The sequence below is a fragment of the Burkholderia cepacia ATCC 25416 genome, assembly GCF_001411495.1.
Lineage (GTDB): Bacteria > Pseudomonadota > Gammaproteobacteria > Burkholderiales > Burkholderiaceae > Burkholderia > Burkholderia cepacia.
In genome coordinates, this window is the sequence record NZ_CP012982.1 from 1,564,581 (window position 1) to 1,589,410 (window position 24,830).

The 24,830-nt window shown below is 67.6% G+C and carries 28 protein-coding genes; 12 read left to right on the forward strand and 16 right to left on the reverse strand.

Annotated features, from left to right (window positions below; translation table 11 throughout):
* The first annotated feature begins 9 nt into the window (after positions 1-9).
* Positions 10-693, forward strand: a complete 684-nt coding sequence (locus APZ15_RS24350; RefSeq protein ID WP_027790286.1) for a response regulator transcription factor — start codon at positions 10-12, stop codon at positions 691-693.
* Positions 694-855: 162 nt separating this feature from the next.
* Positions 856-1,407: a cytochrome b gene (locus APZ15_RS24355; RefSeq protein ID WP_049096287.1), complete on the forward strand. Its 552-nt coding sequence runs from the start codon at positions 856-858 to the stop codon at positions 1,405-1,407.
* A 60-nt stretch (positions 1,408-1,467) separates the two neighbouring features.
* Here APZ15_RS24355 and APZ15_RS24360 read toward each other — a convergent pair whose 3' ends face one another.
* Both APZ15_RS24360 and APZ15_RS24365 read right to left on the reverse strand, forming a co-directional pair.
* Positions 1,468-1,623 (reverse strand): hypothetical protein, encoded by a 156-nt coding sequence (locus tag APZ15_RS24360; protein WP_155253143.1) that lies wholly within the window; start codon positions 1,621-1,623, stop codon positions 1,468-1,470.
* A gap of 48 nt (positions 1,624-1,671) precedes the next feature.
* Positions 1,672-1,875 (reverse strand): hypothetical protein, encoded by a 204-nt coding sequence (locus APZ15_RS24365; protein WP_027790283.1) that lies wholly within the window; start codon positions 1,873-1,875, stop codon positions 1,672-1,674.
* A 411-nt stretch (positions 1,876-2,286) separates the two neighbouring features.
* Between APZ15_RS24365 and APZ15_RS24370 the strand changes: the two genes are divergently transcribed.
* Positions 2,287-3,492 carry an IS110-like element ISBma3 family transposase gene (locus APZ15_RS24370; RefSeq protein ID WP_027788961.1) on the forward strand — a complete coding sequence of 402 codons (1,206 nt, stop codon included), beginning with the start codon at positions 2,287-2,289 and terminating at the stop codon, positions 3,490-3,492.
* A 182-nt stretch (positions 3,493-3,674) separates the two neighbouring features.
* Positions 3,675-4,505, forward strand: coding sequence for a diaminopimelate epimerase (gene dapF, locus APZ15_RS24375; RefSeq protein WP_027790282.1), 831 nt, complete (start codon positions 3,675-3,677; stop codon positions 4,503-4,505).
* A 219-nt stretch (positions 4,506-4,724) separates the two neighbouring features.
* Here dapF and APZ15_RS24380 read toward each other — a convergent pair whose 3' ends face one another.
* The 4 genes from APZ15_RS24380 to APZ15_RS24395 form a co-directional block, all read right to left on the reverse strand.
* Complete coding sequence (locus APZ15_RS24380) at positions 4,725-5,153, reverse strand: PRC-barrel domain-containing protein (protein ID WP_027790281.1); 429 nt, start codon at positions 5,151-5,153, stop codon at positions 4,725-4,727.
* Between the two features lie 188 nt (positions 5,154-5,341).
* Entirely contained in the window at positions 5,342-6,298 is a 957-nt protein-coding gene (locus tag APZ15_RS24385; protein ID WP_138143397.1) for a hypothetical protein, read from the reverse strand.
* A gap of 16 nt (positions 6,299-6,314) precedes the next feature.
* Positions 6,315-7,445, reverse strand: coding sequence for a 3-deoxy-7-phosphoheptulonate synthase (locus APZ15_RS24390; RefSeq protein ID WP_027790280.1), 1,131 nt, complete (start codon positions 7,443-7,445; stop codon positions 6,315-6,317).
* 219 nt (positions 7,446-7,664) lie between these two features.
* Positions 7,665-8,981: a lipase family protein gene (locus APZ15_RS24395; protein ID WP_027790279.1), complete on the reverse strand. Its 1,317-nt coding sequence runs from the start codon at positions 8,979-8,981 to the stop codon at positions 7,665-7,667.
* Positions 8,982-9,150: 169 nt separating this feature from the next.
* Here APZ15_RS24395 and APZ15_RS41825 point away from each other — a divergent pair, with 169 nt between their 5' ends.
* Genes APZ15_RS41825 through APZ15_RS24410 form a run of 4 tightly spaced genes read left to right on the forward strand, consistent with a single transcriptional unit; the run spans position 9,151 to position 11,657 of the window.
* Entirely contained in the window at positions 9,151-9,354 is a 204-nt protein-coding gene (locus tag APZ15_RS41825; protein WP_124672752.1) for a hypothetical protein, read from the forward strand.
* A 32-nt stretch (positions 9,355-9,386) separates the two neighbouring features.
* Complete coding sequence (locus APZ15_RS24400; protein ID WP_027790278.1) at positions 9,387-9,941, forward strand: hypothetical protein; 555 nt, start codon at positions 9,387-9,389, stop codon at positions 9,939-9,941.
* A 28-nt stretch (positions 9,942-9,969) separates the two neighbouring features.
* On the forward strand, positions 9,970-10,392 hold the full coding sequence (locus APZ15_RS24405; RefSeq protein ID WP_027790277.1) for a hypothetical protein: 423 nt from the start codon (positions 9,970-9,972) through the stop codon (positions 10,390-10,392).
* The gene (locus APZ15_RS24410) at positions 10,392-11,657 is read left to right on the forward strand and encodes a hypothetical protein (protein ID WP_027790276.1); all 1,266 of its coding nucleotides are present in this window, start codon (positions 10,392-10,394) and stop codon (positions 11,655-11,657) included. Before APZ15_RS24405 ends, APZ15_RS24410 begins: the two co-directional genes overlap by 1 nt.
* Positions 11,658-11,697: 40 nt before the next feature.
* Here the strand turns inward: APZ15_RS24410 and APZ15_RS24415 are convergent, their stop codons facing one another.
* Positions 11,698-12,405, reverse strand: a complete 708-nt coding sequence (locus tag APZ15_RS24415; protein WP_027790275.1) for a YceH family protein — start codon at positions 12,403-12,405, stop codon at positions 11,698-11,700.
* Positions 12,406-12,821: 416 nt separating this feature from the next.
* Between APZ15_RS24415 and APZ15_RS24420 the strand changes: the two genes are divergently transcribed.
* Positions 12,822-13,586 carry an SDR family oxidoreductase gene (locus APZ15_RS24420; protein WP_027790274.1) on the forward strand — a complete coding sequence of 255 codons (765 nt, stop codon included), beginning with the start codon at positions 12,822-12,824 and terminating at the stop codon, positions 13,584-13,586.
* A gap of 13 nt (positions 13,587-13,599) precedes the next feature.
* On the opposite strand, the gene APZ15_RS24425 is transcribed toward APZ15_RS24420, so the two are convergent.
* Genes APZ15_RS24425 through APZ15_RS24435 form a run of 3 tightly spaced genes read right to left on the reverse strand, consistent with a single transcriptional unit; the run spans position 13,600 to position 16,032 of the window.
* Positions 13,600-14,307 (reverse strand): MOSC domain-containing protein, encoded by a 708-nt coding sequence (locus APZ15_RS24425; protein WP_027790273.1) that lies wholly within the window; start codon positions 14,305-14,307, stop codon positions 13,600-13,602.
* Positions 14,304-15,200 carry a dihydrodipicolinate synthase family protein gene (locus tag APZ15_RS24430; protein WP_027790272.1) on the reverse strand — a complete coding sequence of 299 codons (897 nt, stop codon included), beginning with the start codon at positions 15,198-15,200 and terminating at the stop codon, positions 14,304-14,306. Before APZ15_RS24430 ends, APZ15_RS24425 begins: the two co-directional genes overlap by 4 nt.
* A gap of 49 nt (positions 15,201-15,249) precedes the next feature.
* A complete protein-coding gene (locus APZ15_RS24435) occupies positions 15,250-16,032 on the reverse strand; it encodes an aldolase (RefSeq protein WP_027790271.1) in 783 nt (260 codons plus the stop codon).
* Between the two features lie 133 nt (positions 16,033-16,165).
* On the opposite strand from APZ15_RS24435, the gene APZ15_RS24440 reads away from it, so the two are divergent.
* Both APZ15_RS24440 and hutC read left to right on the forward strand, forming a co-directional pair.
* Positions 16,166-16,708: a helix-turn-helix domain-containing protein gene (locus tag APZ15_RS24440; protein ID WP_021158662.1), complete on the forward strand. Its 543-nt coding sequence runs from the start codon at positions 16,166-16,168 to the stop codon at positions 16,706-16,708.
* Positions 16,709-16,738: 30 nt separating this feature from the next.
* Entirely contained in the window at positions 16,739-17,476 is a 738-nt protein-coding gene (gene hutC, locus APZ15_RS24445; protein ID WP_027790270.1) for a histidine utilization repressor, read from the forward strand.
* 90 nt (positions 17,477-17,566) lie between these two features.
* Here the strand turns inward: hutC and APZ15_RS24450 are convergent, their stop codons facing one another.
* The 3 genes from APZ15_RS24450 to APZ15_RS24460 all read right to left on the reverse strand — a co-directional run bounded on the left by APZ15_RS24450 (position 17,567) and on the right by APZ15_RS24460 (position 20,237).
* Positions 17,567-18,415 (reverse strand): phytanoyl-CoA dioxygenase family protein, encoded by an 849-nt coding sequence (locus APZ15_RS24450; RefSeq protein ID WP_027790269.1) that lies wholly within the window; start codon positions 18,413-18,415, stop codon positions 17,567-17,569.
* 39 nt (positions 18,416-18,454) lie between these two features.
* Positions 18,455-19,258, reverse strand: coding sequence for an ABC transporter substrate-binding protein (locus APZ15_RS24455; RefSeq protein ID WP_027790268.1), 804 nt, complete (start codon positions 19,256-19,258; stop codon positions 18,455-18,457).
* Positions 19,259-19,577: 319 nt separating this feature from the next.
* Entirely contained in the window at positions 19,578-20,237 is a 660-nt protein-coding gene (locus APZ15_RS24460; RefSeq protein WP_088611407.1) for an ankyrin repeat domain-containing protein, read from the reverse strand.
* Between the two features lie 185 nt (positions 20,238-20,422).
* Here APZ15_RS24460 and APZ15_RS24465 point away from each other — a divergent pair, with 185 nt between their 5' ends.
* Positions 20,423-21,283: a LysR family transcriptional regulator gene (locus APZ15_RS24465; protein WP_027790266.1), complete on the forward strand. Its 861-nt coding sequence runs from the start codon at positions 20,423-20,425 to the stop codon at positions 21,281-21,283.
* Positions 21,284-21,401: 118 nt separating this feature from the next.
* Here APZ15_RS24465 and APZ15_RS24470 read toward each other — a convergent pair whose 3' ends face one another.
* From APZ15_RS24470 to APZ15_RS24480, 3 genes are all read right to left on the reverse strand, one after another.
* Positions 21,402-21,875, reverse strand: coding sequence for a nuclear transport factor 2 family protein (locus APZ15_RS24470; protein WP_027790265.1), 474 nt, complete (start codon positions 21,873-21,875; stop codon positions 21,402-21,404).
* 67 nt (positions 21,876-21,942) lie between these two features.
* Positions 21,943-23,127, reverse strand: a complete 1,185-nt coding sequence (locus tag APZ15_RS24475) for an amidohydrolase family protein (RefSeq protein ID WP_027790264.1) — start codon at positions 23,125-23,127, stop codon at positions 21,943-21,945.
* A gap of 84 nt (positions 23,128-23,211) precedes the next feature.
* Positions 23,212-24,411 (reverse strand): amidohydrolase family protein, encoded by a 1,200-nt coding sequence (locus APZ15_RS24480; protein ID WP_027790263.1) that lies wholly within the window; start codon positions 24,409-24,411, stop codon positions 23,212-23,214.
* Positions 24,412-24,830: the final 419 nt, after the last annotated feature.

The following is a 24,830-nucleotide window of genomic DNA, read 5'->3' on the forward strand; positions in this document are numbered from 1 at the left end:
GGAAACAACATGATCGTTGCAATCCTGGAAGACATCGTGACGCAGGCGGGTGTCGTGGCCCGCTGGCTGGAGAAGGCCGGCTACGAAACCGAGGTCCGTCACGACGGCGAGAGCTTCGTCGAACTGGTACGCTCGACGCGCGTCGACGTGCTGCTGCTCGACTGGGACGTACCCGGCATGTCGGGCATCGACGTGATGCGCTGGGCGCGCGATTCGTTCGCCGACGCGCTGCCGATCATCATGATGACGCAGCACGACGGCGAGGACGACATCGTGTTCGGCCTCAACAATGGCGCCGACGATTATCTCGTCAAGCCGCTGCGCGAACGCGAACTGATCGCGCGCGTGAGCGCCCAGGCGCGGAAGTACTATCCGGAAACGCAGCGGGCGAAGATCGTCGAGGTCGGGAAATTCGCGCTCGACACCGGTACGCACGTCGCCACCGTGGACGGCGCGCCCGTCGAGCTGGCCCGGCGCGAGTTCGATCTCGCGCTGATGCTGTTCGAGAGTGTCGGCCGGATCGTGTCGAAGGACATGATGATCAAGCACGTATGGGGCGTCGTCGACCGGAAATACGACGCGACGCTGGCGACCTACGTGAGCAAGCTGCGCAGGAGTCTCGGGCTGCGGCCGAAGAACGGGCTCGTCATCACGACGATCTACAACTACGGGTACCGGCTCGAGCGGACCTGATCCGTTCGCAGCCGAACGCGGCCCGCGCGGCCGTGACGGGCAGGCGCCGCGCGCGTTGAGAAATCCTTCATGAACTTTTACGTCGCGCGGCACGGTCAAGATAATTCTCATCTTTAAATCATGTCGATCCACCGATCGACACCCGATCAAGGATGTTGAATCATGTCTTCCGTTTCCCTGCCGCACGTGCGGCACCGATCACCCCAGGTCCGCCGATACGATCGGCTCTCCCGCGCGATGCACTGGATCTTCGCGGCCATCATTCTCTACACGATGGTTGCCGGCATCTCGCTTCACTTCATCACGCAACCGGCGATCTGGGGCTTCGTGTCGACGCTCAACATGTCGCTCGCGACCTGCCTGATCGCGCTGTTTCCACTGCGGTATCTCTGGTCGTTCTTCCGCAAGGCGCCGCCGGATCTTCAGTCGATTCCGGAAAAGCAACGTGCGGTCGCGCATCTGGTGCATTCGCTGATCTATACGCTCATCGCCGTGGTCCTCGTGAGCGGCTACCTGATGGTGCCCGAAGGGTACTGGCTGTTCTGGACGGTATTCGTGAAGACGCCGTTCTCGGCAGGGCCGGTGACGGAGCACTGGTTCGCCCTCCACAAGATCGCCTGCTACACGCTGGCGGCCCTGGTGGCGGCGCATGCCGGTGCCGCGCTCAAGCATCATTTCGTGTCGAAGAACGATGTGTTGAAGCGCATGCTGTGATCTCGCATTGTGTCGACATACCCGCATCTCGCAGGGCGCGGCCCGCGAATCGAGCTGCCATCACGGAAACGTGAACGTCAACTCGGCGGCGCCGCTACGGATGTATTGCGCGCGCAGCGGAATCGTCGCCATGTTGCCCAAGCGTTTCATCGGGTACCGCCCGGCACTCACCGGATCGCCACCGGCAATCCACTCGCCGGTCGATGCGTCGGTCATCACGAGGTTGAAACCCTGCGCCACCGCGCGGGCTGCCGGCGCGCTCAACTACAACAGCGTCTTGTCCGCGTTCGGTTGTGCGGCCTTTTCGCGCAAGCCGATGGTCGGCTTCGCGGAGGCCGCGCAATTGCCGAGCGAGATGCCGTTCGACAACACGTCGCCTTTGTCCGGAACGGTGACCGATCCGCCGCAGCCGATGCCGAGATTGCGTGCTCCCGTATAGCTGATCGGCGGCGTGGCGGTGGCCAGCACATCGAATACCTGGTGAGCGAGCGATATTCGGGGACTGAGACGACGCGTCGAGCGATGCGTCGTCGACGAATCCGGATGAAATCACCGAATCCCCTGGAATAGAGGCGGTTTTAACGAAAAAGCCATCATGTGAACGGACGCTCGAGGTCCTGGCGCCGTCCCTCGACGCGGCGATCGCCGCCCCCGTTACTATCTTCCCGTCCCAATAATGGGGCTTTGGCCAGCCAGGCCCGGTATGATTCCCGCCCCCAGTCGCAGTCATGATCCGGGGGGTGTTGTCGCCGGGTCTGGTGGGTGGCTGGTGATCGCTGATAGGGGTTTGGCCGGAATATTCCGACGCCGTCCGTAACGTGGATGCCGAGACTTGCCACCGTTGTTGCAGGCCAATCCGTTCACTTTGCACAAACTGCGATGCAAGACACTCAACAGCATGACGCCGTCGATGTTTTCGTCGGCGTTGACGTCGGTAAGGGCCAGCATCACGCTGTTGCACTCGATCGAAATGGCAAGCGTCTGTACAACAAAGCGCTGCCCAACGATGAGGCCAAGCTGCGCGCCCTCATCGCCGAACTCAAGACTCATGGTCGACTCCTGTTCGTCGTCGATCAGCCTTCCACCATCGGAGCGCTGCCAGTGGCCGTCGCTCGCGCTGAAGGCGTGCTCGTCGCCTATCTGCCGGGACTGGCCATGCGCCGCATCGCCGATCTGCACGCAGGTGAAGCCAAGACCGATGCCCGCGATGCCGCGATCATTGCCGAAGCCGCCCGCTCGATGCCGCATACGCTGCGCTCGCTTCGATTGGCTGACGAGCAACTCGCCGAGCTCACCATGCTGTGCGGCTTCGACGATGATCTCGCCGCTCAGGTCACTCAAACCAGCAACCGCATTCGCGGCCTGCTTACCCAGATCCATCCAGCGCTCGAGCGCGTTCTCGGACCGCGCCTCGACCATCCGGCGGTGCTCGATCTGCTTGAGCGCTACCCGTCGCCCGCCGCGCTTGCCTCAACCAGCGAGAAGACGCTCGCCAACCGCCTGACTAAGCTCGCGCCGCGCATGGGCAAGAGCTTGGCGGCCGAGATCGTTCAGGCTCTGAGCGAACAAGCCGTGACCGTGCCCGGCACGCAAGCTGCCACCATCGTCATGCCTCGTTTGGCCCAGCAGCTTGCGGCCTTGCGTAAGCAGCGCGACGAGGTCGCTGCCGAAGTGGAACAGCTGGTGCTTGCTCACCCTCTTTGGCCGGTCCTGACCAGCATGCCGGGAGTCGGCGTCAGGACCGCTGCCAGACTCCTGACCGAAGTCGCCCATAAAGCCTTCGCCTCCGCCGCGCATCTGGCGGCCTACGCAGGCCTCGCGCCGGTCACCCGGCGCTCAGGATCGTCGATCCGTGGCGAGCACCCATCTAGACGGGGCAACAAGGTGCTCAAGCGCGCCTTGTTCCTATCCGCCTTCGCGGCCTTACGAGACCCAGTCTCACGGGCCTATTACTCCCGCAAGATCCAGCAGGGCAAGCGCCACAACCAAGCGCTCATCGCGCTGGCGCGGCGACGCTGCGACGTCCTGTTCGCCATGCTGCGTGACGGAACCATTTACCAACCCAAGTCAGCCCCTAACGCTTGACGAACAACATAGGGGCACCCTCCATGCAGCCCGACAGGAACGCAAAGGAAGGAAACCCAGCAGCCGCTCTATCGACGCAGCGGCGACAAGAACAAATTCATGCAAACCGCCGGTCCGGCATGCGATTGATCGGGAACGGCGAGTCACGTACAGTGATCGCCTGTCTCCCTGCCGGAACCGCCATGCCGATCGGATTTCAGAAGATGAACGCAAACGGCGATGACTTCGTCATCGTCGACCTGCGCGGTCAGGATCAGGAACACGCGCCGCGTATCGACCGCGATCTCGTGCGGCGCATGGGCGACCGGCACAGAGGCATCGGCTTCAACCAGCTTGCCGTCGTGTCGGACTGCGACGACGCGGCGGCCCGCGTCGCGTTCTGGAACGCCGACGGCTCGCCGCTCGACACCTGCGGCAGCGCGACGCGCGGCGTCGCGCGGCAACTGATGCGGGAAACCGGCATGGCGTCGCTCGTGCTGCGGACCCGCCGCGGGTATCTCGTGTGTTCGCGGGAGACGAACGGCCTGATCACCGTCGAGATGGGCACGCCGCTCACCGGCTGGCGGGACGTGCCGGTCGCCGACGCGCTCGACACCCTCGCGCTGCCGCTGCCCGGCGCGCCGGCCGCCTGCAACATGGGCAACCCGCATTGCACGTTCTTCGTCGACGATCTCCACACGATCGACGTCGCGGCGCTCGGCCCCGCCATCGAAACGCATCCGCTGTTTCCGCAGAAAACCAACGTGCATTTCGTTCAGGTCATCGATCGCACGCATATTCGCCTGCGCATCTGGGAGCGCGGCGGCGGCGTGCCGCTCGGTTCGGGATCGTGTTCGTGCGGTGCGGTCGTCAACGGCATCCGGCGCGGGCTGCTCGACGATACAGTGCGGGTGACCTGCGACGGCGGCGACGTCACCGTTCGATGGGACGGCGCCGGCAGCGTGCTCCTGGGCGGGCCGGTTTCGTTCGGGTTCGACGGGGTGTGGGTGGACGAAGAGAAGCCGGCGATCTGATCGCCGGCATGCGCGGCATTCACGGCGTGTGGCTGCGCACCACGCCGGTCCGCGCGCGATGCGCAGCCGCATCGTCATCGATCGTCGAGGCAATTCGCCCGGAGCCATGATGCGACGCCGAACCCCCGCCGACTTGCGCCGACTCGCATGGTCATCGACGAACGGCGGTCGCCGGACCCGGCGCGGTGCGCGCCGGGCTGCGATACATCGAATCGACGATCAGTGCTTTTCGTCGACCTTCTTCGGCTTCGGCGGCGACGGCACCTTCGCGTACTGGAACGCCGGCGTCGCCTTCAGCGCTTCCTTCGTCGCGCCCGGCAGGTAGATGTTGCCCTTGCGCACGTCGAGCGACGCGATCGGCACCGCGACGTCGTGCGCGGCCACGCCGAGGAAGCCGCCGGCCGACACGATCGCCGCGGACACCGAGCCGTCCGGCGCGACGATCAGGTCGCGCACGGTGCCGACCTTCTGGTTGTCGTCGTTGTAGACGGCCTTGCCGAGCACACTCTTCTTCACGCTCCAGCCTTCGAGCAGCGCCTGCGATTGCTCGACGGTGACGCTGATCGGCTGCGCACCCGCGATCTGCGCGTGCGCGCTGACGCTCGAGGCGAGGACGGTTGCTGCGATGAGGGTTTTGTAGAAAGCCATGCTGTTGTGCACTCCGGTGAATTGTTGTCGGTCGCGGCGGTCGGCCGAGCCGCCGCCGTGCATGCGCCGCGCGAAGCCCGGTGGCCCGCGCGCGACACATCGCACCGGCCCATGTTAGCGCCACTCGCGCAACGCTGCATCGGACGCGATGACGCAGCACCCGTCATCTGCCCCGCGCGACGGCGACATTACGGACACCGCAGCGAATCGCGAACGCGGTCGAACTCCGGCAGATAACGCGCGTAGTTCTCCTCGCGCGCCGTGTAGATCAGCGCGCAGGTCTTCGTGTCGCCGGCAGTCGCCACGACCGCCTGGTGGACGATTGCATCGCCGAGCGCCTCCTTGTGCTCGCAAGTCAGTGCGGGCCTGCCGGCTATCGTTTCGTTTGCCGCGTGCGACGATTCGATCGCGCTGCCGCCTTCCCCGCCCCCCTCGTCCCACCCGTCGCAGAGACTCGACAGGGCATCGTCGCTCTTGTCGCCGATGACGAACTCGATCCCGGCCGAGATCAGCCCGAACCTGAAACGCCGGATCCGGTAGGTCGCGTCGCCGCGATCCTCCGGCTGGTTCGCGACCCGCCATCCCGCAGGCAGACGCAGCTCCGCGGGCGCCGGATAGTCGCGCACGAGCCGCAGGTCGTTGTCGAAGTTCAGCACGCCCGCAACACCCAGCACGACGATCGCCGTCGCAATCGACAGCCAGACGCCGAGCAGCGTCAGCAGGCCGATGCCCGCCGCACGCCAGTTCGATTGCAGCGCACCGCCGGCCGCCCGATGAGCGTCGACGGCCTCGCGCTGCGCGTGCCGTGCATAGACGATCGTCCCGGCGAGACCGGCAATGACGACCGCATGCACGAGCGCGTGGGGCACCGCCGAGGTTTCCGGAACGTCCGCCGCCGCGTAAAGCACGATCGACGCGAGCGTGACGAGTGCCGTGACGAGAATCTGCCGCTGCGCGAGCGCGCGGTGGCCGAGACGCCGCGCGTTCGCCGCGAGCAGGATGCCGCCGGCGAGCGGCGAGCCGAGAAACGCCGCCCAGCCTATGCCCGCCATCGTGAACAGCTTGCCGGGCGGCGCCGTCGCCGCCCCGCCGGAAGCAGCGGGTTCGCCCGGGACAGCCGGTGCGTCGGACGGGAAATCGGTCATGCCGGTATCGTCCGCGTCACGCATTGCGCGAATACACCCTTCGATGTCGCACCGCCTCCGCCAGCACGTCGAGCACCGGCTCCGTCTGCGTCCAGCTCAGGCACGCATCCGTGATCGATACGCCGTACTTGAGCGGCACGCCCGGCTTCAGGTCCTGCCGCCCTGCCTCGAGATGGCTCTCGACCATCACGCCGACGATTCGGTGCTCGCCCTGCGACAGTTGCCGAGCGAGATCCTGCGCGACGTCGATCTGGCGGTCGTGCGACTTGTTCGAGTTCGCGTGCGAGCAGTCGACCATCACCTGCTCGCGCAACCCGGCCTTGCGCAGCACCGCACAACATGCGTCGACATGCGCGGCGTCGTAGTTCGGGCCGTTCTTGCCGCCGCGCAGGATCACGTGCGCGTCGTCGTTGCCGCGCGTCTCGAAGATCGCGGCCATCCCCATCTTCGTCATCCCCATGAACGCATGGCTCGCGGCCGCCGCGACGATCGCGTCGGACGCGACCTGCACGCCGCCGTCGGTACCGTTCTTGAACCCGATCGGGCAGCTCAGGCCCGACGCGAGCTGGCGGTGGCTCTGGCTCTCGGTCGTGCGCGCGCCGATCGCGCCCCATGCGATCAGGTCGGCGATGTACTGCGGGCTCAGCAGGTCGAGGAATTCGGTCGACGCCGGCAGGCCCAGCGCGTTGATGTCGAGCAGCAATTGCCGCGCGGCGCGCAGCCCTTCGTTGATGCGGAAGCTGCCGTCGAGGCGCGGGTCGTTGATGTAGCCCTTCCAGCCGACCGTCGTGCGCGGCTTCTCGAAGTAGACGCGCATCGTGATCAGCAGGTCGTCCTTCAGCGCATCGGCGGCGGCCTTCAGCCGGCGTGCGTAGTCGAGCGCCTGGTCGTGATCGTGGATCGAACACGGGCCGACGACGAGCAGCAGCCGGTCGTCGCGGCCGTGCAGGATGTCGCCGATCGCGCGGCGCGTATCCTCGACGAGCGTCTGCGTGGCAGCCGGCACCGGCAGCTCGTCCAGCAGCAGCGCGGGCGAAATCAGCGGGCGCACGGCGCCGATGCGGACGTCGTCGATGCGCGTGGTGTCCTGCGTCGCGTCGGCGCTGCCTACCTCGCGATCGTGGGAAGGATTGTCGAGGTTCTGCATGGTGATTCTCCGGGGGACGTCTGTAATGATGAGCAGGCTCGATTATGGCACCCGGGCGGGGCGGCGAAGGGTTCCGGCGGGAGGGCGAGCGCGGCAAAGGCCGCGTTGACGCGACCAGGGTCAATTCCGGAATGAAAAAAGGCGACCCGTGAAGGGTCGCCCGGCCATGCGCCGCGTCGCGTCGCGTCGCGTGGTGCGGTGCGGTGCGGTGCGGTGCGGCTAATGCAGCGTTTCGGGCGCCAGCGAATTGCTCGGCAGCAGCGACGTCAGCCAGCAATTGCTCGGCGCGGCTTTCCCGTTGAAACGGTCGTAGAGCCACGGCAGCATGCCGGCCACCCACGGCACGATCGCGCCCGCATGCTCGAGCGGATACTCGTTGTATATGACCGGCGTGCCGCTGGCGCAGAACTTCTGCGCGAGGGCGCGCACGTCGTACGCGAGCATCACGCCGTCACCCACCTGGCTGCTGAAGGTGCCGTCCAGCGCGCCCGCGGTGCCCTGGCCGATGAACATCGGGATCGTCGGCGATGCGGCCAGCCCGGCATTCACCTTGTTGGCATACGTCACGTACGCGGGAATGCTGTTGATGTCGTTCGCGTATTGCGGCTTGAACAGCGTGCCCCAGTGCAGCCCCGTGTATTTCGGCAGGATGTACGCGAGCGACTGGCTCTGGATGTCGTTGAACACGGCGACGCCGGTATCGCTGAGATAGGGCGTCAGGTCGAAGCCGTAGCCGCGCGACAGCCCGGCCAGCGCAGCCGCGGCCACACCGCCCCATACGATGCTGCCGTCGACATAGCGCAGGTTGTGCGCGGGGTCGACCAGCACACCGCCTTCCGCCGCGCCGACGAGCTGCCGGTTGATCTCGGGCGCATAGCTCGGCGCGAGCTGCGCGGCCCAGTTCGTCGCGATCGCGCCGCCGGAATAGCCGATCATCGCGACCTTGCTCGACGGACTCAGGCCGGTCGACGGCGTATTGAGCGCCGCACGGATCGAATCGAGCGTCGTCATCCCGTATTCGGGGCCGGCGGCGAAGTCGGCCGTCTGGCCTTCCGTATCGGGCACGATGACGTTGTAGCCGAGCAGCAGCAGCGTCGACAGCGGAATCGATTCCGCGCTGTAGAGCAGCGTGCCGACGTTGATGATCTTCGTGACGTCGCGATCGCCGGCGATCACCTGCGACGGCTCGTCGTACGGGTTCAGCGAATCGTAAGCCGACTGGTACGAGATGGCCCGGCCGTTGCTGACCTGGCTCCGGATCACCGACGTCACGTTCACGACCGGCTGGTTCAGCGCGTTATTGGTGCGATACAGCAACTGCTGCGCGGTCAGCGCGGTCGGGATGCCGGCCACGTGATAGGTGACGTTGCGCGTCTTGAGCACCGTGCCCGGTGGAATCGATGCCAGCGGCGTGGTGCCGGTGTAGGTATAGAACGGATCGGACACGGCCGGTGCGCCGGCGCTGGCCGGCGATGCGGCGACCGCCAGCGCGGCGGATACGGCTGCCGCGGCCAGCATGAAACGTCTGGAGGACATGGTTGGGGCCCCTGGGATAACCTGCTTTCATCGAAGGAAGTTCGGCGGTGTTGCAGACCATCGTGTGCGCCGCGTCAAAACCGTTTCCGTGCCATCGACTGTCTCCTGTGAAAGAATGATCCAGCTTGTTCTGAATTCGTAGTTTTAGTAGGAGTACAAACCGGATTCATTGAAGCACATCGAGAACGCGCTCGACGGGCGTTTTCCATTGTTTGAAGGTAAACGTCTAAACCCGCCGCCGCACGATGCGGAGCGCGCCGGCCGTTCGGCCGACTGTCCGCGTTTCGCGGAAGTACCGTACGATCACGGCTGTCGGGTACCGAAGCGGCCGCGTCGTGCGATGCCGGCCGCGCGGCGCACCGCCTGCCTGTGACCGATCGTTTCCTGCCCAACCGACACGCCACGATGACCGTCTCCGAACTGCTCCGCGCCATTCGCCAACCGTATGCCGACCTGCTCGCGAAAGCGGCCGCACAACCGGCCGTGATCGCCGAACCGGCCTACCGGCGTGCCGACGGCACGCTCGCCACCGAAGGGCCGCTCGCGCTGCCGTGCCGGGCCGACATCATCGCGACCGAAGGCGAATCGGCCGGCCAGCCGGCGATGGTCGATTCCGCCACGCAGCTGGATTTCGAGCCGTTCGCGTTCGATCTCGACACGGCGGCCGTGTCGATCCGCCCGTTCGTGTGGGACTGGGCCGCGATCGAGGCCGACGGTCTCGACGAAAGCGCGGCGGCCGACGCGTTCAAGGCATGGTTCTTCGCGTGGTTCGATACCGACGACGAGAACACGCCGGCCGAAGACGGCCTGCACGGGATCGTTCACTACCTGTCGGAACCGGTTCGCGCGGAACAGGGGTGGCGCGTCCATGCGGATCTCGGCTCCGCGCCCGAAACGGCCGTGGAGGATCTGCTGTTCCGGCTCGTCGATGCGGGCGCTTCGCGGATCATCATCGGTTGACTGGCCGCTCCGTTTCCCTTACGCCATCATGAAAAAAATCTTCGCAACCGTGCTGCTTTGCGTGTCGCTTCCGGCACTCGCCAAGGTATCCACCGACGTGTTCTGCTTCAGGTCGGACGGCGACAAGCCCGTGCGCTTCGAGATGCGCACCTACTATGACGATGCGGTCAAATGGTCGGGCGGCATGGTCCGGTACGCGCATTCGAAAACGGCCCTGCCGCTGGTGATCGAACATGAGGAGGATGAAGTGCTCGACGAAAGCCGTCCGCACCAGTACACGACGACCTGGGTCGAAATGGTCGGCGGCAAGGTCAACGGGCGCTACGAAATGATGACCCAGGGCGCGATGGTCTATTCGATGACCTACACCAACGCACGCACCGGCAAGCAGACCGCGTTCGGCCGCGCGCTGGATGTCGACGCGTCCGAACAGACCGGGTGCCGCTGGTGATGCGCCCGCTGATCCGGATCGCGTGGGTGCTGGTCGCGCTGCACGCAGGCTTCGCGCATGCCGCGCCGCGCACGGTCTACGAAGGCACGCTGCAAGGCGCCGGCACCGTCGTGATGGAACTCGACGATCGCCCGGCCGCGGACGGCTCGATCTCCGGCCGCTACTTCTATGCGCAGCACGGCGTCGATATTCCGCTGCACGGCACGCCCGCGCAACTGGTCGAACCGCTCGTGCGAACGCAGTTGCCGGACGATGCGCGCGACGCGTCGGGATTCCGCGAGCAAGCCGATTTCGATCATGCCGCGGCCACCTGGCAAGGCACGCGGGACAAGGCCGGCTATCGCGGCCGCTGGACCGATGCGCGCTCCGGCAAGACGCGCAGCTTCACGCTGCGGCGCGTCGCTGAATACGATCCCGATGCGGTTGCGCCCGGGTCGGTCGAAGCCGTCACCAACAGCATCGCCGGCGGCGTCGGCAGCGGTATCGCAAGCGGCGTGGCCATCGACATGCGGCAGGCGCCTTATGCCGCGCTGAAGCTTGCCGGGCACGCGCAGCCGGCCGGCCCCGAGATCGGAGACGGCACCGTCGCGTACCGGATGTGGCGCGATCCGCGCACGAAGCTCATGTATCCGCGTCTGAGCCGCCATCCCGATCCAGCGGTCATGACACGGGTCAACCGCCTGCTCGAACAGCAGCACTGGCAGATGAATCTCGCCGCGCTCGAATGCGCGTCGACCCGCTATTCCGACGACGGGCCGTCCGCCGGTTCGCTCGGCGGCTACGACGACGAACAGGTGACGGTCACGTGGCTGTCACCTGCGGCACTCGGCATCGTGGAATCGGGCAGTACGTACTGCGGCGGCGCTCATCCGAACAATCACTACGATCCGGTCACGTTCGACCTGCTGCGCGGTACGTACCTCGACTGGAATCGCGTGATCGACGCGGCTAAGGCAGGCAAGGACGGCGCCCCGGGAACGAGCCCCGCGCTGGTGAGTTTCATTACGCAGTTGCGCGACAAGGCAACACACGGTCAGCAAGTGACGGAGGGCGAAGGCGATTCGCTGTCGTGCGCGGACGTGCTCCCCGAGTATCTGGCGTTCGAACTCGACGCACCCGGCAAGCTCTCGTTCGTCGTCTCCGGGATCGGCCACGCGATGGGCGCCTGTCTCGGTCCGCAACTCGATGTGCCGTTCGCGGCGCTCGCGCCGATCCTGAGGCCGGGCGGCGCGCGTTATCTCGTACCGGGCGTCAAGCTGAAGTAACGCGGCGGCGCGGGCGCTATCCGCGTCGCCGTCATTTACGTCAGGACGCGTCGCCTTGCGCGTCGACGTCGATGCCCAGCTCGCCGGCCATCCGCAGAACCAGCGCATTCAGCCGCGCCACTTCATCCGCGAGGCGCTTCTGTTCGGCCTTCAGCGCTTCGAATTCCGAAGGCGGCACGGAATCCGCCCCGCCGGCATCCGCACCCGCGAAGTCGGCCACGTTCACTTCGCCGCACATCAGGTGCATCCAGCGGTTCTCGCGCGCGCCCGGCGCACGCGGCAACCGGACGACGAGCGGCTGCGCGCGCGCCGCGAGTTCGTCGAGGAACGCCTCGACCGACGAGATATCCGCGAAACCGTGCAGGCGCGCGCTGTTCAGGCGCAACTCTGCGGCCGTCTGCGGGCCGCGCAGCAGCAGGATCGTCAGCAGCGCGATCGCCTGGCTCGGGATGCCGAGCACGCGGTTCACGTTGTGCTCGAAACGCGGCACGCGGCTGCTGCTGCCTTCCATCACGAGGCTCAGGTGCTTCAGCCCGTCGAGCGCGGTCGTGACTTCGTCCTCGCTGACGTTCATCACCGGCGAGCGCGCGGTTTTCTGGTTGCAGCCCGCGGTCAGCGCATTCAGCGACAGCGGATAGGTGTCCGGCACCGTGTGCTGTTTCTCGACGAGCACACCGAGAATGCGGGCCTCGAGGGGCGTGAGTTCGCGAAGGGCGCGTGGCGTGGGCGTATCCGGCGTGGTGGTCATGAGTGGCGTCGCAGCGTGCAGCAGGTGAAGGGAAACAGTCGCGGCCCGTCCGGCATCGCGCACGGGCGAGCCATATGATAGCTCGCGTCGCTCGGCCCGGCGCCACTCGCCAGCCGCCAGCCGCCGCGCGCACTTGCCGCAGCCGGCTTTCGTCCGGCCTGCCTGCCGGCCGGTGCCGCGCGGCGACGGATGCGCGCCGTGCCGGCGATTCCGCCGCCTCGCACGCGGCGGCGTTTGCGCGACACGCATGCCGGCGCTACGATATGCGTCACCCCGACGTCCGCGGCGCGGCGCGAGCGCTCTCGCACGCATCACCACGCATCGCCCGTCCCGCACGCCATGCCGCCACGCATGCGCGTCGCCCGTCGACGCCGCACATCCGCTCATCCATTCACCCCTTCGACCCGCTCACCGCCATGACCGCATCCTCTTCCGCACCGCACGTGCGCGCCATCGTCACCGGACACACACGCGGCCTCGGCGCGTCGCTCGCCGAACAGCTGCTGCTGGAAGGCATCGCCGTGCTGGGCGTGTCGCGCAGCCGTCATCCGACGCTCGCGTCGCAAGCCGGCGACCGATTCTCCGAAATCGAACTCGACCTGTCGGACACGCCGGCCGTCGCGACCTGGCTGGCCGGCGACACGCTGCGCCGCTTCGTCGACGGCGCGTCGATCGTGCTGCTGTTCAACAACGCGGGCATCGTCGATCCGATCGGCCCGCTCGCCGCGCAGGATCCGGCGATCGTCGCACGCGCGGTCGGCGTGAACGTCGCGGCGCCGCTGATGCTGTCGGCCGCGCTCGCGCAAGCGGCATCGGCCACGACCGAATGCCGGATCCTGCACGTGTCGAGCGGCGCGGCGCGCAACGCATACGCGGGCTGGAGCGTCTACTGCGCGACCAAGGCCGCGCTCGATCACCATGCGCGCGCGGTCGCGCTCGACGCGAACCGCGCGTTGCGGGTCTGCAGCGTCGCGCCGGGCGTCGTCGACACGGGCATGCAGGCAACGATCCGCTCGACCAGCGAAGACAACTTCCCGATGCGCGAGAAATTCGACCAGTTGAAGTCGAGCGGCGCGCTCGCGACGCCCGAGGCAGCCGCGCGCCAGTTGATCGGCTATGCGCTGAGCGATGCGTTCGGCTCGGTACCGACCGCCGACGTGCGGGAACTGCCGAGCCACTGAGCCACGCCGCACGTCAACGTCCTTCGAGCCGCTTCGTCCAGTCTTCGACTTGCCGCTCCGCCCGGCGCTTGTCGAGCATCCTGCGCCAGCCGGCCGGCAGTATCGGGACCTCGCACAGCGCCTCGAGCGCGGCCATGTCGAGCGTGCGCCGGTACAGCACGTCGAGCACCGTCGACAACGTCCATTGCGGATAGGCGCGCCGCTGCAGCGCCAGCACGTCGCCCGGCGCCACCCAGCCCGCCTGCAGCACGCGGTAATACCAGCCGGTCCGGCCGCTTTGCTGCACGAGCGCGGCCATCCGCGGATGATCGAAGCGCGCGTTGAGCTTCCAGCACGGCTGCCGCGACTGCGACACCTGAAGCACGGCGCCGCCCAGCGTGAACTCGTCGCCGAGACACACGTCGTGCTCGGTCACGCCGTGCGTCGACAGGTTCTCGCCGAACGCACCCGGTTGCGCGAGCACGTCGCGTGCGCCGATCTGCGCGGCCCACCATCCGTAGTGATCGTGCGCATAGTGGTGCACCGCCTTGTCGGGGCCGCCATGATGCCGCGCATCGGCCTGCTCGTCGCCGGCAAAACCGAGCGCGCCCAGCCACAAGCGCGATCCGACCGGCTGCTTGTCGATCGCGCTGGCGTGCGGCGTGCCGGCCAGCGGCCGGCTCGCGCCGATCCGCACCGCGCCGATAGGGGCCGAGATCGCCGGCCGTGCCGCGTCGCTCATGTCGTCACACCGTCAGGCAATGCCGCGAGCAGGCGTTCGAGTTCGCGCGTGCGCGCGTCGCCGAGCGGCATCAGCGGTTTCCTCGGTTCGCCGGCATCGAAGCCGCACAGGCGCAGCCCGGCCTTCACGGTCACCGGCAAGCCGCCGTTGACGATGAACTGCAGCAGCGGCAGCTGCGCCTGAAAGACCGTCCGGGCGCGCGCCAGGTCGCCCGCGCGCATCGCGTCGAACAGCGCCAGCGGCAACGCCGCATTCAGGTTCGGCGCGGCCGTGCACCATCCGGCCGCGCCGGCCGCGAGGGCGGCGAGCGCCATCGGGTTGCTGCCGTTGTAGAACGGAATCGCGCCGTCGCTCAGTTGCGCGAGACGGTGCATCCGCCCGATGTCGCCCGTGCTCTCCTTCACCATCGTCACGTTGTCGACGGTCCGGCAGATCGTCGCGATCAGGTCGGGCGACATGTCGACGCCGCTCGTCGCGGGGTTGTTGTACAGCATGATCGGGATGCCGATGGCGGCGCCGATCGCGCGATAGTGCGCGACGATCTCGTCGTGACCGAGCTTCCAGTACGACACCGGCAGCACCATCACCGCATCGGCGCCGGCCTGCTCGGCGAAGCGCGCGCGGCGCACCGCGCCCGCCGTGGTGAGATCGGAAATGCCGACGACGGTCGGCACCCGCCGTCGCACCGCGCGGATCGACGCGGTGGCGACCGCCTCCCATTCGGCATCGGACAGGTACGCGCTCTCGCCGGTACTGCCCAGCGGCGCGATCGCGTGGACGCCGTCGGCAATCAGGCGCTCGATCAGCGCGTCGAGCACCGTGAGGTCGACGCCGCCGTCGGCGGAGAACGGTGTAACCGGGTAGGCAATGATGCCTTTCAGCAGGATGGACACGATAGTAATCCTCAGTGATGGTCGGGCACGGCGGCGGCGAATCGCCCGCTCACGCGATGCAGTCCGGATGTGTGCGCAATGCCCTGCGCGCGTAGTAGTCGAAAGTCACCGCATCGCGCTTCGGCTTCGAAATCCAGTCGTGCGCTTCGCGCGCCAGCGCCGGCGGCACCGGCCTGATCTCGCCGGCCGCCATCGCGAGCAGTTGCAGCTTCGCGGCCCGCTCGATCAGCAGCGCGAGGATGCACGCTTCCTCGATCGTCTTGCCGACCACGAGCTGGCCGTGATGCGACAGCAGGATCGCGCGCTTGCTGCCGAGCGCCTTCGAGATGATCTCGCCCTCCTCGTTGCCGACCGGCACGCCGGGCCAGTCCTTCAGGAACGCGCAATCGTCGTACAGCGGGCAGGTATCCATGTGCGACACGACGAGCGGCTGCTCGAGCATCGACAGCGCCGCGACATGCGCCGGATGCGTATGGATGATGCAGTTCACGTCCGGGCGCTCGCGATAGATCCATGTATGGAACCGGTTGGCCGGATTCGGGATGCCTTCGCCGTCGACGACGTCGAGATCCTCGTTCACGCGCAGCAGGTTCGCGGCCGAGATCTCGTCGAAACCGAGCCCGAGCCGCTGCGTGTAGTACGTGCCGGCGTCGCCCGCGCGGCAGGTGATCTGCCCGGCCAAGCCGGAATCGTGGCCGGCGTCGAACAGGATCCGGCACGTGAGCGCGAGCTTCTGCCGCGCGGACCAGCCGCTGTCGCCCACCTCGTTGTCGAGACGCCGCTCCGCCAGTGCGACCAGCGCCTCCTTCGTCAGATTCAGCGTTTCCGCCATGTTCACCTCCTGAATGGGCCGGGTCGGTCGCGCCGTTCGCGCCGCTTTCCCGGGAATACGTGACACACGATACACCACAGGAAACGTTGTGTCATGCGTTACAATCCGTTTTTCGAAGGACACCTGGCGCCCCATGACGATTCGCCTGAAGCTGCTCAGAAAACAGAAGGGCTGGACGCTCGACGTGCTGGCCGACGAGACGGGCCTCACCAAGAGCTACCTGTCGAAAGTCGAGCGCGGCCTGAGCGTGCCGTCGATCGCGGTCGCGCTGAAGCTGTCGAAGGCACTGAATGTCGATGTCGAACAGTTGTTCTCGGAAAGCCGCAACCGCGAGCTGATCACGGTCACGCGCGCCGGCGAGCGCACGGCGATGGGCGCGGCGGCCGACAGCCACGCGCACCGCTTCGAGAGCATCGCGGCCGGCGTCGCGCCGAAGAAGATGCTGCCGTTCGTCGTGCATCCGCCGCACGAATTCGTCGCATCGACGTTCCGCGAGCACGAAGGCGAGGAATTCCTGTTCGTGCACAAGGGGCGCGTCGAAATCGAATTCCCGAACGAGACGGTGCAACTCAAGACCGGTGATTCAGTCTATTTCAACGCACTCATCCCGCACCGCACGCGCAGCCTCGGCGCCGCGCAGGCGGAGATTCTGGTCATCGTCAGTCACGACGACTAGCCTCGCCACCTCTTCGCGCAAGGATCCCCGATGGTCACGAAGGCCACCGCACCGTTCCAGCAGATCAAGACGCTCGTTCGCCAGAACGTCGACTCGGGCGACTGGCGCCCCGGCGACCGCATTCCGTCCGAGCTCGATCTCGCCGCGCAGTTCGGCGTTGCACGCATGACGGTCAACCGCGCGCTGCGCGAGCTGACCGAGGAAGGCGTGCTGAAGCGTATCGCGGGCGTCGGCACGTTCGTCGCCGAGGCGAAGCCGCAGTCGAACCTGCTGATGATCGCGCACATCCGCGACGAAATCCGCGCGCGCGGGCACGAATACCGCTGCCGCGTGCTGAGCCAGTCGAGCGAGCCCGCGTCGTTCGACGTCGCGGCCGCGTTCGGCCTGCCGGTCAATACGCCGGTTTTTCACGTGGTGTGCGTGCACGAGGAAAACGGCCGCCCGATCCAGCTCGAGGATCGCTACGTGAACCCGGCCGCCGCGCCCGGTTTCATCGACCAGGATTTCCAGGTCGAGCCGCCGTCCGAGTACCTGTACAACAACGTGTCGCACTACGAACTGGAAATCGAGCACGTGGTCGATGCGTCGTTGCCGACCGGCGAACAGGCGCGGCTGCTCGACATGCGCGCCGACGAGCCGTGCCTCACGCTCACGCGCCGCACCTGGACGAACGGGCTGCCCGTCACGTTCGTGCATTTCCTGCATCCGGGCAACCGCTACCGGCTCGGCTCGCGCTTCAAGCCGGGCGCCGGGCGCCACCCGACCTGATCCTTCGTCACACACCGGCACGCACAAATGCGCGCGGCGGCCGTTTCGTCGAGAAACGGCCGCCGCGTCCTTCACGCCCGCCCGCCGGCGTCAGAGCGCGCCGGCCTGCCCCGCGCCACGCGACCACACGACCGGAAACAGCGGATGGTCGAGCGGCGCGCCGTCGGGCAGTTGCTCCGCGAGCCCGGGGAAATCGGGCGACGTCTTCCAGCGGCGCGGCGCGTGACGGATATCGTCGCCGACGAAGCGGATCGAGAACGCGCGCCGACGGTTCTGCGTACCGCCCGACGCGTGCAGCGTGAGCATCCGGAAGCACACCATGTCGCCGGGCTCGAGCGCCCAATGGCGGATCGGGAAGGCCGCGCGGTCGCCTTCGATGTCGGGCAGGTCCGCGAGGCTGCCTTCCGGAAACCACTTCGCTTCCTTGTCCATGAACGTGCGCGGCATCAGCCACGGCCCGCGATGCGAGCCCGCGACGAACTCCAGCGTCGATTCGAGCGGCACCGGATCGACCGGAATCCACATGCTGACGTTGTCGTCGCCCTCGATGTTGTAGTACGGCTGGTCCTGATGCCACGGCGTGCGCTGCCGCGTGCCGGGCTCCTTCACGAGCAGGTGGTCGTGATGAAGCCGCACGTTCTCCGTGCCCATCAGCGCGGCGGCCACCGACGGCGCCGGCGAGCGCACGATGAAGTCGCGATACGCGTCGTTGTGCTGCCAGTTGCAGAAATCCTCGAAGAACCAGCCCGGATCGTCGGGCCGGCTCGCGACTTTCGCGCGCGGGCTCGGCTGCGCGAGATTCGCGTCGATGCCGGCGCGCAGCGCGGCGACTTCGTCGGGCGAGAAGATGCCCTTGATGCAGACCGCACCTTCCTCGCGGAACGCGGCGATCAGTTCGGGCGTCACGGCTTGCGCGACGCGATCCTCGATACTCGTCATGGTGTGCCTGTCGATTGAATGAATTGCGGAGTCACCGAATCACGGCGCCGAAGTCAGCTGCTGCTTCGCACCGTAGATGTCGAAGTCGAAATATTTCGCGGCGATCTTCTGGTACGTACCGTTCGCACGGATCGCGACGATCGCGTCGTTCAGCCGCTTCTTCATCGCGTCGTCTCCCTTGCGCACGCCCATCGCGACGCCGTAGCCGGTGATCCGCACGTCGGTCACGTCGGGGCCCGCGAACGCATAGCCCTTGCCGCGCGGCGTCTTCAGGAACGAGTAGCCGGCCTGCGTCTTGTCCTGGAAGGTCGCGTCGAGGCGGCCGTTGACGAGATCCTGGTACACCTGGTCCTGGTTCTGGTACGAGACGATCGTCACGCCCCTGGTCGCCCATTCGGCCTTCGCGTACGCCTCCTGCGTCGTGCCCTGGTCGATCCCGACGCGCTTGCCCGCGAGCGACGCGGCGGTCGGCAGCAGCTTCGAGCCGACCGGCGCGACGAGCGCGCCCGGCGATGCATACAGCTTGTTCGAGAAGTCGATCTGCTTGAGCCGCTCGTCGGTGGCCGTCATCGCGGACATGATCACGTCGAACTTGCGTGCGCGCAGCGCCGGAATCATCCCGTCGAAGCCCTGCTCGACCCAGACGCACTTTGCACGCAGCTGCTCGCAGATCGCATTGCGCAGGTCGATGTCGAAGCCGGCGAGCGAGCCGTCGGGCTGCTTCGCCTCGAACGGCGGATACGTGGGGTCGATGCCCCAGCGGATCGTCGACGTGTCCTGCGCGAACGACACGAGCGGCGCGAACGCCAGCGCGGTAACGAGAAGCCTTGCAGTGCGGTTCATGGCGTGTCCTTGATGGTCTCGACGCGGCGCGCAAGCGCCGGCGTCCGGTGGGTGGCGTTGCGCCGGAACGCCCGGCGCGGTGCGCGAAAGACTGGGACTTCGATGGAACTGCGATGCAGTCTAGACCGCTCAAATTTCGAGCGCAAGCGGGGGGGAAGGCAGAATGCGCGGATTAAGGTCGGGAGACGGTGAGAGGCCGGAAATGACGTCCTAAACACACGCGCATAGCGGGGATTTACGAGATTTTCGGGTGTTTACCCTACGAGACGCGCGCCCGCCACAGGGCGCGTTTTTTCGGATTTCCGTGAAATAACGATGTCTATACAGGCACCCGCTCGATCGCCGCATACCCGCGCCGCCGCGCATGCCGCAGCGGCGTCTCGCCGTTCGAATCCGCGAGATCGACGTTCGCGTGCCCGTCGACGAGCAGTTGCACGATCCGCACATAACGCTCGCTGCCGTCGCCGAGCATGATCGCCTCCAGCAGTGCGGTCCAGCCGAGCCGGTTCACGTGGTCGACGTTCACGCCCGCGTCGATCAGCGCGTGCACCGTCTCCACATGGCCGCGCTCCGCTGCCGGAATCAGCGCGGTGCCGCGATACCGGTTCGTGCTGCTCAGGTCGGCGCCGTGCGCGAGCGTCATCCGCAGGATGTCGAGATGGCCGCGCGCACCGGCGTACAGATACGGGCTGTCCTGGATCGCATCCTTCGCGTTGACGTCCGCACCCGCGTCGATCAGCACGCGCGCCGCCTCAACGTGATTGCCGTGCGTCGCGAGCAGCAGCGCCGTGCGGCCCTGCCCGTCGCGCGAATCGATCGGCGCGCCGCGTTCGAGCAGCGTGCGCACTTCGCTCGCGTCGCCACGGTCGGCCGCGCTGCGCAACCGGCCCTCGAGCGCGCCGCCGTCGGCGGCGGCCACGGCCGACGTGAGCGTGGTCAACGCAAACGAGCCGATGATCGCGATCCGTTTGAAAAACATCCGGTGTCCTCCTTGCGTGCGGCGCACGCCGATGCCCGGTCGATGCGTTCCGTCAGGCGCCCCCGCGACGCCACCCGACGCCGCGCCGGGTCCGGCGAAACCGCGATTGCCCACGGCATCCGGCCATGTTAAAAGTCGTCGCACGCATTTGAAAACGAAATGTTCGAATCCACAGAAGTGCAGAAATGAATAGACCCCTGTTCGACATCGACCTGCTGCGCGCGCTCGTGATGGTCGCCGACTGCGGCAGCTTCACGACGGCGTCCGCGCGCCTGCACTCGACGCAGTCGACGGTCAGCCAGAAGGTGCGCCGGCTCGAGGAAATCGCCGGGCACCGCCTGCTCGACCGCGGCACGCGCGACGTGCGGCCGACCGACGCGGGTGTGACGGTGCTCAGTTATGCGCGGCGCATGCTCGCGTTGAACGACGAGATGCTGGAAGCGCTGTCGGGTGCGACGGTCGCGCTGACGATCCGGCTCGGCGTGCCCGACGATTTCGCGGCGGGCCGCACGACGCATGCGCTCGCCGCGTTCAAGCGCGAGCATCCGCAGGTGAAGCTCGAGGTGATGTGCGGGCTGAGCCGCGACATCAGCGCCGCATACGACCGCGGCGAACTCGACCTCGTACTGATCAAGCAGCGCCGCGACAGCCGCGAGGCCGTCGTGCGCTGGCCCGAGAAGCTGCGCTGGATCGACAGCGCCGCGCATCCGTCGATCGATCTCGACCCGGTGCCGATCGTCGTGTTTCCGCCGCGCGGGCTCTATCGCGACGACATGATCAAGGCGATCGAGGAGCGCGGCCGCCGCTGGCGGATCAGCTTCACGACGTCGAGCCTGAGCGGCATCCAGGCGGCCGTCGCCGACGGGCTCGGCATCAGCGTGCTGCCCGCGCGCGTGGTGACGGACGAGCACGTCGTGCTGACCGCGAAGCAGGGTTTCGCGCCGATCGAACACATGGACATCGCGATCCTGCATCGGCCGACGGCCGACCCGATGGTCAGCGAACTGACGAAGGCGCTCGCAGCCATGCTGGAGCACGAGGAGTAGTAAGAAAGAAAACGCCGGATGCGGCAAGCGAGCAAGCGAACGACCGCCGCGACGCCGCCGGCACGGCCGATGCGACGCGATCGCGGGCGCGTCGGCACGGCCGCGCGCCCGATCCCCGTCAGAACATCGTGTTCCCGTTCGCGGCCTGCTCGGGCACGGGTTGATTGACGTCCCAGTGCTCGACGATCTTGCCGTTCTCGAGCCGGAAGATGTCCATGATCGCGCTGCCGCGCGTGCCGGGTTCGCGCACCGCGTGCACGTGCAGGATCACGTAGTCGCCGTCGACGAACGAGCGCTTGATCTCGCTGTGCGACCGCGGATACTTGTCGCGCAGGAACGCGACGAATTGGCGGAAGCCGTCGCGGCCGTCGGCCGCGTTCGGGTTGTGCTGCACGTAACGATCGCCGACATACGCGAGTGCGGCGTCGGCATCCTTCTCGTTCAGGCCTTTTTCATAGAACGCGAGCACCGTGCGCCGGTTCGCTTCCTGCTGCGCGTCCGTCGGCCCGGCCGCCACCGCATGCGCGGCGCTCACGGCGAACAGGGCCGCCGCCATCCATCGTGCGGCCCGTGCCGCGGTCGTGCGTCGCATCGTCTTCTCCCGGGAAATCCGGCTGAAAACCGGATCATACCGGGGCGATGCTTCACCCGGGTTTCGCTCAGACCAGCGCGCCGTTACGCGCCACGATCTTCCCCGACGACACGACGAGCCGCCGCACCGGCCGTGCGACGACGGCCTCGGCGAACGTCAGCGCGTCGACCAGCACGACGTCCGCGCGGCTGCCCGGCTGCAGCCCGTAACCGTCGAAGCCGCAACCGCGCGCCGCGCCGTGCGTCACGCAGTCGAGCGCGACCTCGAGCGCGTCGTCGCGGCGGAAATCGTTGCGCATGCCGATCAGCATCGCGCGTTCGAGCATGTCGGGCGACCCGTACGGCGTCCACGTATCGCGCACGCCGTCGTTGCCGCCGATGACCGTCACGCCCGCCGCACGGCACGCGGCCACCGGCGGCACGGGCACCGCCGCCGGCGCGGTCGTGACCAGCCCGACGCCGAGTTCCGCCATCCGGGCAAGCAGCGCATCGCGCTCGCGTTCGGCGATATCGCCCAGACAGAACCCGTGGCTGATCGTCACCTTGCCCTGCATGCCGCGCGCCGCCGTGCGCTGCAGGATCAGGTCGAGCGAATACGCGCCCATCGATCCGCGCTCGTGCAGGTGGAGATCGAGCCCGCGGCCGTGGCGTTCGGCGATCGCGAACAGCACGTCCACCGCCTCGACCGGATCGCCTTCGATCGCGCACGGGTCGAGCCCGCCGAGCAGATCGGCGCCGGCGGCGAGCGCGTCGGACAGCAGTGCGTCGGTGCCCGGCCGCTTGAGCACGCCCGATTGAGGAAACGCGACGATCTGGATTTCAACCTGCCCGCGCAGCGTCTCGCGCGTCGCGAGCACGCCGTGCAGATGCCGCAGCCCGGCTTCGGTATCGATATCGACGTGGGTGCGGATACGCGTCGTGCCGGCCGCGAGGAATGCGCGCGCCAGCGCGAGCGACGCGACGCCGGCGTCGTGGCCGCTCGTCGCGCGATAGTGGCGCTCGTTCTCGATCCGGTCGACGAGGCGCGGGCCGACCTGGTTGCGATACCACGGCATCCCCCAGTGCGTCTTGTCGAGGTGCGTGTGGCCTTCGACGAGGCCGGGCAGCGCGAGCGCCCCCGCGCCGTCCTCGATCGCGCAGCCGGCGGGTACGTCGAGCGACGGGCCGATGCGCGCGATGCGGTCGCCTTCGATCAGGATGTCGAGCGTGGCGTCGGCGCTCGGGCGGACGTTGCGGATCAGCAGGTTCGTCATGTCGGTTCCGGTGTGGTCAGTCAGTGCGGTCGGTACAGTCGGTGCATCGGAGCACGGCGCGTGCCGTGCCGCCGGCCGGGTCGGTCAGCGCGTGAAGCGCAGCGCAGGGGCGAACGGCGCGCCCGTGTCGCTTTCGCCGCGGCGGAATACCCAGCGCTCGGCCGGCACGCCCGCGACGGCCGCCGCCGCATTCGGCGCGCGCACCGCGACGAACGTCGCGTCGCAGCCGACAGCGATTCCATAGTTCTCCTTGCCGATCGCGCGCGCGCCGGCATGCGTCGCCATGTCCAGCGCGATGCCGAGCGCCTCGTCGGTGTAGAAGCCCGACCGATAGCCGACCATCATCGCGCGCTGCAGCATGTCGCCGTTGCCGTACGGCCACCATGCGTCGCGGATGTTGTCGTTGCCCGCGAACACGTGCACGCCCGCGTCGCGCAGCGGCTGTACCGGCGGAAACGCGCAGTCGCCCGGCGCATTCGTCAGGATCGACACGCCGGCTTCGGCCAGTGCCGCCGCGGTGCGCCGCACGTCGTCGTCGCTCACCTGGCCGAGCGCGTATGCATGGCTCACGTTCACGCGCCCGCCGAGCCCCGCCGCGCGCGTGCGCGCCGCGATCCGCAGCAGTTGCGCGATGCCCGTCTCGCCCGGCTCGTGCAGGTGGATGTCGATCTTCGCGCCGCGCTTCTCGGCGATGCCGAACACGATGTCGAGCTGGCCGTCCGCGTCGCCGTCGAGTGTCGTCGGGTCGATCCCGCCGACCACGTCCGCGCCTTCGCGCACCGCTGCGTCGAGGATCTCCGCGGTGCCGGGGCACGTGACGACGCCGGCCTGCGGGAACGCGACGAGTTCGATATCGACGATGCCGCGCCATTGCTCGCGCGCGGCCATCACGGCCTGCAGGTTCGACAGGCCCGCCGTCGCATCGACGTCGACGTGGCTGCGCATCGCGACCGTGCCGAACGCGGCGGCCTGCGCGATCAGCGCATTCGCGCGCTCGACGATCGGCGGCGCGGCCGCGAGCTGGCGCTTCTCGACCGCGAGCCGCTCGCGCAGCGTGCCGACCGTTTCGTGCGGCACCCAGCGATCACCGACGAAGCTCTTGTCGAGGTGGATATGGCCATCGACGAAACCGGGCAGCACGACGCGGCCGTCGAGGTCGATCGTTTCCGCGCCGGGCGCGGCCGCACGATCGGCGCCGATCGCGGTAAAGCGGCCGTCACGGACGACGAGGTTGATGGGCTGGCCGCCGGCGTCGACGGCGTTGATGAAGATACGATCGGTCATGGCTCGGAATGTGGGGCCGTCGCGGCACGTCACCGGCGCGGACAGGGGAACGAACCGCAACCGGCACGGCGCGACCGTTGGCAGGGAGTCCGGCCACGATATCGGACGGCGCCGGCCGAGGCCAATTAAATGTCGCGATGCCGCGCATTCGATTTCGCGATGCGCGGCGCAAACGCCGTGCCAGCCACGTGCGGCTGCGGGGTCCGATCTCGTCGGCGACGGCCCGCATGCCGATGGCCCGTCGGGTGACGTCGCCGAAGCCGAAGTTTCGCGCGCCGGCATCGAGAGGCCGACTGCCTCGCAGGATAAGCCGCCGGACCGCTGTCGATCCGCGTCATCGCAGTTGCCGAACGGGCGCCGCCGCCCTCGCCGGGCATTGCGCGATTGCCCTGCCCGGGCGGCGATTTACGCGGCAACAG